9 protein-coding genes are annotated in these 9,380 nt (G+C 66.4%); 2 read left to right on the top strand and 7 right to left on the bottom strand.

Features of this window, described 5'->3' with window-relative positions; genetic code table 11:
- Positions 1–251: 251 nt before the first annotated feature.
- The 7 genes from LAO51_18585 to LAO51_18555 all read right to left on the bottom strand — a co-directional run bounded on the left by LAO51_18585 (position 252) and on the right by LAO51_18555 (position 7,011).
- Positions 252–494 (bottom strand): hypothetical protein, encoded by a 243-nt coding sequence (locus LAO51_18585; GenBank protein MBZ5640750.1) that lies wholly within the window; start codon positions 492–494, stop codon positions 252–254.
- 226 nt (positions 495–720) lie between these two features.
- Entirely contained in the window at positions 721–1,959 is a 1,239-nt protein-coding gene (locus LAO51_18580; protein MBZ5640749.1) for an ABC transporter permease, read from the bottom strand.
- Positions 1,956–3,188: an ABC transporter permease gene (locus LAO51_18575; GenBank protein MBZ5640748.1), complete on the bottom strand. Its 1,233-nt coding sequence runs from the start codon at positions 3,186–3,188 to the stop codon at positions 1,956–1,958. The genes LAO51_18580 and LAO51_18575 overlap by 4 nt, the downstream gene beginning before the upstream one ends.
- Positions 3,185–3,877, bottom strand: a complete 693-nt coding sequence (locus LAO51_18570; GenBank protein MBZ5640747.1) for an ABC transporter ATP-binding protein — start codon at positions 3,875–3,877, stop codon at positions 3,185–3,187. Before LAO51_18570 ends, LAO51_18575 begins: the two co-directional genes overlap by 4 nt.
- 41 nt (positions 3,878–3,918) lie before the next feature.
- Positions 3,919–5,166: an efflux RND transporter periplasmic adaptor subunit gene (locus LAO51_18565; protein MBZ5640746.1), complete on the bottom strand. Its 1,248-nt coding sequence runs from the start codon at positions 5,164–5,166 to the stop codon at positions 3,919–3,921.
- Between the two features lie 152 nt (positions 5,167–5,318).
- The gene (locus LAO51_18560) at positions 5,319–6,215 is read right to left on the bottom strand and encodes an NmrA family NAD(P)-binding protein (protein ID MBZ5640745.1); all 897 of its coding nucleotides are present in this window, start codon (positions 6,213–6,215) and stop codon (positions 5,319–5,321) included.
- A 214-nt stretch (positions 6,216–6,429) separates the two neighbouring features.
- Entirely contained in the window at positions 6,430–7,011 is a 582-nt protein-coding gene (locus tag LAO51_18555; GenBank protein MBZ5640744.1) for a hypothetical protein, read from the bottom strand.
- Between the two features lie 444 nt (positions 7,012–7,455).
- On the opposite strand from LAO51_18555, the gene LAO51_18550 reads away from it, so the two are divergent.
- The gene (locus LAO51_18550; protein MBZ5640743.1) at positions 7,456–8,691 is read left to right on the top strand and encodes a helix-turn-helix domain-containing protein; all 1,236 of its coding nucleotides are present in this window, start codon (positions 7,456–7,458) and stop codon (positions 8,689–8,691) included.
- Positions 8,651–9,380, top strand: a 730-nt coding sequence (locus LAO51_18545; GenBank protein MBZ5640742.1) for a hypothetical protein, incomplete at its 3' end; no start/stop codon positions are given. The genes LAO51_18550 and LAO51_18545, both read left to right, overlap by 41 nt.

Genomic DNA, 9,380 nt, shown 5'->3' with positions numbered 1-9,380 from the left:
CGATGGTCACCACGTCGCGCGGCATGTTTCTCCTCGCCCCGGTCGGCCGGGCGGGGAAGATACCTCCCCCATCCCGGTCGAGGCTTGACCGAGGTCAAGATCGCGGCCCGACGGCTCACACGAGCTTGAGGATCGAGAACGCCGCGCCCTGGGGATCGGTCACGACGGCGAACCGGCCGACGCCCTCGATGTCCTTGGGAGGCACGAGCAGCGTCGCGCCCGCGGGAGTCCCGGCGGGAAGGAGGGTGGCTCTATTTCAGGCGGGTTCGCGGGGCCGACGGGGACAGGTTGGAGACCGGGACCGGGGCGTTTCCAAAGAGGGCTCGCGCGATCCGGAGTGCGGGCCGCTGGCTGAGCCGCTCCCGGAACTTCGAGTACGCGGGCCGGCACTCGGCGCAGTAGGCTTCCCCGGGTTCGAGCCCACGCTCTGCGCAGAAGACGCACCACGCTTCGAGCGGATCGTCGGTCGTCGGCAGCTTCACTGGGTCGCGCATGGCATCCCCAACGGTGCGAGACGTGCCCGCCGCCGATCAACGCAAGAAACGTACCGCCAAGAAACCCCCGCGCCACGTTGCCGGGTCGGTGCTACGGCACCTACGAACTACCGGTTCGGGTAAGGAGGACACGGTACGACCGGGAGCCACCAAAACGTGGCGGCGATCCCAGGACCGAAGGAAAGGCCTGCTGGAACAGGCTCCGCGAGCGCCCCGTCAGCGGCCGCTACCCCGCCGAGCGCAGGGCGTCCACCGGCATCATACGCGAAGCCTTGAGCGCGGGATAGATGCCGTAGAGGACTCCCAGAAGAACCGCGATGGCGAGCGCGGTGGCCAGTCCGCCGAGGTGGATCGGGAGGCCGGCCGGGAAGAACCCCGCCGCGGACTTCGTGATCGCGACCCCCGCGGCGGCCCCGAGCACGCCGCCCGCGAGGGAAAGGATCACCGCTTCGAGGAGGAACTGCGCGAAGACCTCCGCGTCGCTCGCCCCGATCGCCTTCCTCAGGCCGATCTCGTAAAGACGCTCGCCGATCGAGATCAGCATGACCGACATGAGGCCGATCCCGCCGACCAGCAGCGAGATGCCGGCGATCGTCCCCGTGACGATCTTCCAGTTCCGGATGAGGTCGGTGACCCGGGCCCGAGCGCGAACGATCTCCTGGGCGATGTTCTGGACCCTGAAGTCCTGAACGCCGCGGTGCGCGATCTTGAGCGAGGCGACCACCTCGGACTCGAGGGCCCCGAGCTTCTCCGGCCGGTCGGTCTTGACCGCGATGAAGCTCACCGGCGAGTCCTCTCCCGTGTAGAACTTCCGGAGAGTGCTCAGGGGGACGTACATCCCCTCCATCTCCTCGATGAACTCGTCGTCGTTGACGAAGTTGTTGCCGAGCTTCCTCCCGACGCCGATGACCGTGAACGGCCGCCCGGCGACGTACACCGGCTTCCCCAGCGGATCCTCGGAGCCGAACAGCCGGCTCCGCATCCGGTGCCCGATCACGCAGACACGGGCAAACGATCGCTCGTCGGAGTCCGAGACGAACCGCCCCGCGGCCAGCGAGCGGTCCCGGACCCGAGCGTACTCCGCCGTCACCCCTTGAATCCGGGCCTTCCGCTCCACCGAGCCGCGGCGGACGATCTCCTCGTCGAAGACCGTCGGCGCCGCGGAGGTGACGAGTTCGCGCCGAGCCAGGAGGATCGGGACGTCCCTGGGCTGGAGCCCCTCCGATCGGGTGAAGAGCGCCCCTTCCCTGAGATCGCGCGCCTCGCGGTTCACGACGTACACGACGCCGTCGTAGCCGAGGTCCGCAAAGCCCCTCCAGACCGCCACGACGATCCCGTCGAGGAACGAGGTCATCACGACGATCGAGAGCGTGCCCAGGATGATCCCCAGGAGGGTGAGCGTCGATCGCAGCTTGTGGGCGCGGATCTCCCCCAGGGCGGTGCGGAAAGCCTCCCCGAGGTTCATTCGTACCTCAGCGCGTCCACGGGGTTCAAGCGCGCGGCCTTGACCGCGGGGTACAGGCCGAAGAACAGCCCGGTGAGCACGGACGCGGCGACACCGATCACGCCCATCTGCGCGGTGATCACCGCCGGCTGGCCCAGGAGCGCGGTGATCGCCCGCGCGAAGCCGACGCCGAGCAGGAGTCCCGCGGCGCCGCCGATCGACGTCACCAGGATCGATTCCACCAGGAACTGCACCGCGATGTCGGTCCCCTTGGCGCCGATCGCCTTGCGGACGCCGACCTCCCGGACCCGCTCCTGGAACGAGGCCAGCATGATGTTCATGATCACGATGCCGCCCACGATCAGGGAGACGATCCCGGTCACGAGGAAGATGACGTCGAACATGCGCGACTGCTCCTGCTGCTGCTTCAGCCGCTCGCTCCGGTTGTAGACCTCGAAGTCCTGGACCCCGCCGTGGCGGCGGTACAGCACCGTCTTGATCGCCTCCGACGCCTTCGTGTTGTTGGCGACCTTGTCCACCACGACGTTGACGTAGTTGACCCGCTTCTTGTCGTCCCCCGAGAAGCGCGAGTAGACGGTGGTGAGCGGCACGAAGGTCATCCGGTTCATCCACTCCAGCGCGTTGTGGGACTCCTCGCCGAAGTAGAACTCCTTCCGCCGCATCACCCCCACGACGGTGAACCCCACGTTGTCGAAGTAGAGCGTCTTCCCCAGTGGGTCCTCGTTGCCGAAGTACGTGCGGGCCGCGGTGTCGCCGAGAACGGTGACCCGCGACTGCGAGGCCATGTCGTCCTCGGTCAGGAACCGGCCTCGCGCCGGGTAGAACTTGTACACCGCCGGGTAGTCCGGGGTGGCGCCGGAGATCTCGCTGCTCCGCTGGAACGTGCCGTAACGCACCACCAGGTCCTGCTGCACGATCGGATCCACCAGCTTGGCCCAGGAGACCTCCCGCTTGATCGCCTTCACGTCGTCCCACGTCAGACCGTCGCTCGCGAGCTGGCGGGCGGTGACCCTCGTTTCCTTCGAGGGGTGGTTCGAGACGAAGAGCTTGGTCAGGCCGCCGAACTCCGAGAAGAAGCGCGTCGCCTGGCGCCGCCCGGAGTCCGCGAGCCCCTGCACCGCCACCAGCGAGGCGACACCCAGGATCACCCCGAGCGTCTGCAGGAGCGTCCGCAACTTGTGCGTCCGGACGTCGACCAGGCCGTCCACGATCGACTCGTGGATCGTCACGGCGAGGTCCCCGGGTCGACGGCCTCGCCGTCCTCGATCAACCCGTCCACCATCCGCACCACCCGGTGCGAGTGGGCGGCGATGGCCGAGTCGTGGGTCACGAGGAGCACCGTGTGGCCCTCGCGCTGGAGCCCGTCGAAGATCGCGAGGATCTCCTGCCCCGTCTTCGAGTCCAGGTTCCCCGTCGGCTCGTCGGCCAGCACGATCGGGGGATCGTTGACCAGGGCGCGCGCGATGGCGACCCGCTGCTTCTGGCCGCCCGACAGCTGCGTCGGCAGCGCCTTCGCCCGGTCCGCGAGGCCGACCCGGTCGAGCGCGGCCCTCGCCCTCTCCCGACGCTCGCGCCGCCCCTCTCCGGCGTACAGCATCGGCAGCTCGACGTTCCTCAGGATCGTCGCGCGCGGGAGCAGGTTGAACGACTGGAACACGAAGCCGATCTTCCGGTTCCGTATCTTCGCGAGGGCGCGCGAGGACATGCCGGAGACCGGGGTCCCGTCGAGGAAGTACTCTCCCTGCGTCGGCACGTCGAGGCACCCGAGGATGTGCATGAGCGTGGATTTCCCCGAGCCGGAGGGGCCCATGAGGGCGATGTACTCGCCGGGCAGGATGTCGAGATCGATCCCCCGGAGCGCGTGGACCGCGTTTTCCCCGGCGTCGTAGACCTTGTGGACCGCGTCGAGGCGGATCATGGAGCCGTTCGCCGCGCCGTGGGACGGGACGCCGGCCACGGCTAGTCCTCCTCGACCTGCCGCGGCTTCGTCGGATCCTCGAGCGCGACGTCGACACCGGCCTCGAGCCCCTTCAGGAGCTGCGCCCGCTCCAGGCTCGCCAGGCCCACCTTGACCTCGCGCTCCTCGAAGAAGCGCTGCCACGCGTCGGAGATGTCGTACTTCCCCGCTTTGGTCTTCCGCGGGTTCCGCTCGCCGGGCTTCGGCTCGTCGAACGTCTTCTTGAGCACGTAGACGATCTCGCGATCGTTCTTCTTGAACACCGCCTCGGCGGGGACGGCGAGCACCTTGAGGGCCTTGTCGCCGCGGACCTCGATGTTCGCGGTCATCCCGGCGCGGAAGTCGGGAACCTGCGCCTTGAGGGTCACCTCGATGTCGAACACCTTGACCTTGTCCTTGAGGCGCGCCGCGGGCGAGATGTGGGTCACCGTCCCGTCGAACCGTCGGTACGGGAAGGCATCCACGGTGACGACGACCGGCATGTTCAGGCGGACGCGGCCGATGTCCACCTCGTTGATGGACGCCTTGATCAGCATCGATTGGAGGTCCGCGACCGTGTAGATCACCGTCCCCTCGTTGAAGGAGGAGACCCCCGAGGTGACCGTCTGGCCCACCTCGACGTTCTTCTTGATCACGTACCCTTCCATGGGGGAGACGATGTTCACCCGCTCGGTGGTGGAGATCTGGCCGGTCAGGGGGATGCCGCTCTCCTCGACGATGCGGTTGCGGGTCTTCGCCGCCTCGAGATCCTCGGTCGAGGTGTCGAGCTTCAGGCGGAAGTTCTTCATGTCGGTGTCGGAGAGGTATCCCTCGTGGTAGAGGCGCTCGTTGGTCTCGACGTCCCGTTTCGCGTCGGCGGCGCGGATCTGGGCGAGCTTGAACTCGGAACGGACGGCGGCGAGGGTCTGCGCCTGATTCACGTCCGGCTCGACCCGGGCGAGGACCTGGCCCGCGCGGACCTTGTCCCCCTCGAGTACCAGGAGGTCGATGACCTTGCCGGAGAGGTTGGACTTCACGTCCACCTTGACCACGGGCTCGATGGTGCCCACCTCGTTGACGGTGACCTGGATGTCGCGCACGTCCGACTTGCCGAGCCTGAGATCGAGATCGTCCGACTTGATCTTGCCCTCGCCGCCCGACCCGCCCCCGCGAAGCGTGCCGACGCCGACGCCCGCCGCGCCGACCACGACCAAGAGCAGCAGGATCCAGGGCCAGCGCCTGCGGCGCCTCAGGGGAATCGTGGGAACCATGTAACGGCCCTCCTACGTGGCATCCGGAGACGTCGCGGGCGGGTGGGACGCCAAGGGACGTCCGCCCGGCTCGCTCTATCTGATACGAGCGGGGACTCGAGCGAGTTCCCGGACGCTTGCCGCGACCGGCCAAGTTCCCGCGGCCCGGACCCTCAGGCGGCCCGGTAGGCCGCCGCGAAGGTCGTCGAGAACTGCTCCAGCGTGGTGGGCGTCGTGGTGCGCTCGGAGCGCGGCTCCCTCGCCTTGGCCCGCTCCTCGTTGAAGGCCCGGGCCATCTCCACGTACAGATCCGCCATGCTGGTCGACAGCCCCATGCCCACGAGGGCCTGCCGGGTGGCATCGTACGGGAATTGCACGTACTTCAGGTCAGGCTTCCCCACCGCGCGTCCCAGGATCGCGCTGGCCTCGGCCATGGTGTACTCCCGGGGCCCCTGAATCTCGCGGGAGGCTTTCCCTTCGAAGGACGGAAGGGCCAGGAGCTCTTCCGCCGCCGCGCCGATGTCCCGGGTCGCGATCATCGGGAGCGGGAGATCGCCCCTGAGCGCGCTCCCGTTGATTCCCTGGCTCTTGATGATCGCGATGCTCGAGAGCGTGTTCTCCATGAAGAACCCCGCCCGGAGGTGCACGGCGGCGCTGTTCTTCAACGCGTTCAGCCTCTGCTCGAGTTCGTGAAGACCGGCGATCGGCCCCGTCCCCGCGGGCAGGTCCGCCCCGATGCTGCTCAGCGAGACCACGTGGGTGACCCCCGAGGCCGCGAGCGCCGAGCCGAGAGCGGCCACGACCCGCCGCTGCTGCGCCCGGACATCCGCCGCCCCCAGGCTCGGCGGAATCATCGCGAACGCGGCGCCGGCCCCCTCGAGCGCCCGGCCGAGGAAGGCCGCGTCCTCGAGCGACCCGACGGCGGTCTCCGCGCCCAGATCCGCCAGCGGCTTCAGCCTGCCGGGGTCCCGGCCCACGGCCCGCACGCGTTCCTTCCGCGCGAGGAGCCTCCTCGCGATCTCCCCTCCCACGTGCCCCGTCGCTCCCGTCACGACCACCAGGTGATGCATTGCGGACCTCCCGATCGCCGATCAACGAGGATAGTCCCGCCCGGGCGGGGCGCCAGTCGAGTAGGCGGTCTCGCCATGACCTACGTCCAATCGTCCCGGGCCAATACCTCGCAGGTGTGCGGATCCTTGATCTCGGGAGCGCAGCGAAGCGTCTGCGCCTGCTCTCGTGATCGGCTCGACGCGCCATCCAACGCCCCTTGTTGGTTGGTGGGCTTCAGAAGTTCTCATCGAGCTCGCTGTGGTAAGACTCGGCAACTGATCTGTACCCATCCTTCCTCGCTTTGCACTCAGAACCGAATACACGCACCTTACCCGTGCTCGTAGCTATTGCCCTGCACTCCGGCGTGCGTTCCGCCTCTCTACTAGTCAGGCAGTCATATCCCTCGTCGCAAGGTGTCAGGTATGTTTTGGACCGCACGACCCCGACCACTTTCACATCAGCTAGATTCGTACCGAGTTCCTCTAGCGGGACGAACCCCTTCCGTCGCGCCTCATCTCGATCGGGTAGGATCACCTTCTGACACGGCGCGGCCAACGCGTATTCATAAAGTGGTGAACACACATCGGCGTACTTCTTGAGACACACCAGTCCGACCACACTCCTCTGAAAACCAGCGGCCTCCGCCTCCTGTGGAGAAACAAAGAAGGTCACACCATCACGGGCAACCAACTTCCTATACCGCTGATAACACGAATCCTCGGGCAGGAGATACCGCTTCCCCGATTGCGTGCTACATACCATCACTTCGCGCTTGGGTTCCTCAGTTCCGGTCGCTCCAAACCCTATGGCGCTCACGGCTAATCCCAAAAGCACATTGCACGTTCTGGCTCTTGGAATCCGCTCGCCAACCCTGTTTGTGCATTTTCCCTCCTATCGCGTCTTGGTCTCGAACCAGCCGCCATTAAGGGGCACGAAGATCGGGGTCGAGCTCGACGTGAGAACTCCGCAGGCCGTCATCGAAAAGGATGACCTCGCCCCGCGGCGAGATGACCACTGCGCCGTCGCCCTGGCTGAAATCCATGAACCGGGTCTGGAGAATCCCTTCTCCTTCCGCAAGCACCGCCGTCGCGGCGAGGGACGGCACGATGCACACGGAGGTTCCCCCGGCTTCCAGGGCGCGTCCGCGGGGTAGAACCGCAAAGTCCGATCGCTTTACGTCTTATATTCGCCTATCTCTTGTCGACTCGCCATTGCTGTCTTTATATATACTACAAATCATCGCTATATAAATAATATCACTTGCGCGGCCTTGTCCGTCTCGGTACTCTTCAGTTAATGCCAATCGCCGCACGAGCTACCTCGATCTCCGTGGGTCGCCTCCTCCGGCAGCGGAGAACGGAGATGCACCTGTCGCTCCGAGAAGTCTCTGGTCGCCTTAAAGAGCGCGGCAGCACGATCCCGGTTTCGACGCTCGCCAGGATCGAGCAGGGGAAGCACGACCCGGGTATCCGCCGACTTCACCAGCTCCTCCGCCTCTACCGGATTCCCCCGCAGCTCGCGGCCGATCTCGTGGAGCTAGAGGACCTTGCGACAGAGCAGCCGCTTGGGCGCGACCTCGGGGTCCTCTACCAGGAGGGGCTGGAGCATTGGAGGGCGGGGGACTACGCCAAGGGTCTCGCCTACCTCTTCGCGGTCAGGCAGTACGTCCCCTTTGACGATGCCTCGAAGCTACTGCGCCAGCGGGCGACCTTGGTCTTCGCCATCCAGGCGCGGACGCTCGGGAAGTTCCGGCTCGCGCGGGAGATCGTGGACGACCTGCTCTGCGAGCCTCCTGATCCCTCCATCCAGGTGAACGTCTTCGTGCTTGCCGCGAGCGTCTGGCAGCGGCTTGGGTCTCTCGAAATGGCGCGCGCGTTGGTGGGCCACGCCGAGCGCTGGCTTGAGGAGCGGGGAGAGACGAGCACACAGCAGGCGGCCTGGGTGTATCACCAAAAAGCCAAGGTGCTCTTGGCTTCGGGTCGCATCGAAGACGCGAACGAGACCCTCGACCGAGCGATCGCGCTTTTCTCGGTGCTCGGGGATACCGTCGGCGAAGGACTGGCGCACATCTCACGGGTCGGGACCAGGGAAGCCACGGGAGACCTCGAGGAGGCCCACGCGCGCACCGAAGAGGCCATCGCATTCGGCGAGCACCACGGCCATCCGCAGATCGCGGTACTCGGCGTAATCGAGCTCGGGCGCCTCTCGATTCGGACGGGCAGGGTGACCGAGGGCGTCAAGACGCTGGAGCAGGCCCTCAGCAGGGCGCTCGCGATCGGTGATCGGCATGTCGAGTTTCTCGCGCATTACCACCTTTGGAAGGCGTTCACTGGGATGCCCAATCTTGATCGTGCGCGGGTGGAGTTTGAAGCCGCCAAGTACTTCGTCCGCTTCACCGACGAATCATCGCCGGAGGCTGACGAGGTCCGCGAACTGATCGACAAGGGGGGCATTCATGAGATCACCGGTGCGCGCCGCACTCGTAGGAGTTCTTAGCGCCTTCGCGCTCCTCGTCCCACTCACCCTCTTCGCCTCCGATCCGCCGGCCGCCGTGCTCGATGTCCGGACCGGGCGCATCGTGACGACCGACGCCTACTGGACGGGGTCGCAGTACCAGGTTCGCTGCACCATCACGTACAGCCCAGGGCGCCAGGATGCCGTAGTCGTCGGGGAGAGCGCCTACGATGACGTCGACCCGCGCATCGCCTTGAACTCGACGAGCGATACCTGGGTTGTCTGGTGGCGGAACGCATCGACGGGGCAGGTGCTGGTGCGGAAGCGTACCGACGCCACCGCGACTTGGGGAGACGAACGACAGGTAAGCAGCGGCGATGAGAGCAGCGAGCATCCGCGGATCGTCTTCGATGGGACCCTGCCGTGGGTCGCGTACGAAGTTCAGGGCGCGAACGGCAAGAACATCGCGGTAAGCGCGGTGATCGACGACCCCCAGCCGATTCCTCTGCGCACGCTCCTCGGAACCACCACGTACCTTGGCGACCTGGACGTTCTCATTGCCTCCGATTCCGGTCACCTCTGGGTGACATGGGTGAATAGCGAGACGGAGATAGGGTGGTCGGAGTACGACTACGGGACGGGGACCTGGAGTGCGCCAAGCTCCGAGTCGTACGCTTCGGACAGCGTGGATGACGCGCGAGAGAGAATCCAGTCGGCAGTCCTCGGAAACT

It is taken from the genome of Terriglobia bacterium (genome assembly GCA_020073205.1).
In the GTDB taxonomy this organism is placed as follows: domain Bacteria; phylum Acidobacteriota; class Polarisedimenticolia; order Polarisedimenticolales; family JAIQFR01; genus JAIQFR01.
This window is presented reverse-complemented; position numbering and strand designations above follow the sequence as displayed.

What these genes read in the sequence shown, in the direction of transcription:
- LAO51_18585 (MBZ5640750.1), bottom strand. Translation starts at nt 494, where the DNA reads ATGCGCGACCCAGTGAAGCTGCCGACGACCGACGATCCGCTCGAAGCG.
- LAO51_18565 (MBZ5640746.1), bottom strand. Translation starts at nt 5,166, where the DNA reads ATGGTTCCCACGATTCCCCTGAGGCGCCGCAGGCGCTGGCCCTGGATC.
- LAO51_18570 (MBZ5640747.1), bottom strand. Translation starts at nt 3,877, where the DNA reads ATGATCCGCCTCGACGCGGTCCACAAGGTCTACGACGCCGGGGAAAAC.
- LAO51_18560 (MBZ5640745.1), bottom strand. Translation starts at nt 6,215, where the DNA reads ATGCATCACCTGGTGGTCGTGACGGGAGCGACGGGGCACGTGGGAGGG.
- LAO51_18580 (MBZ5640749.1), bottom strand. Translation starts at nt 1,959, where the DNA reads ATGAACCTCGGGGAGGCTTTCCGCACCGCCCTGGGGGAGATCCGCGCC.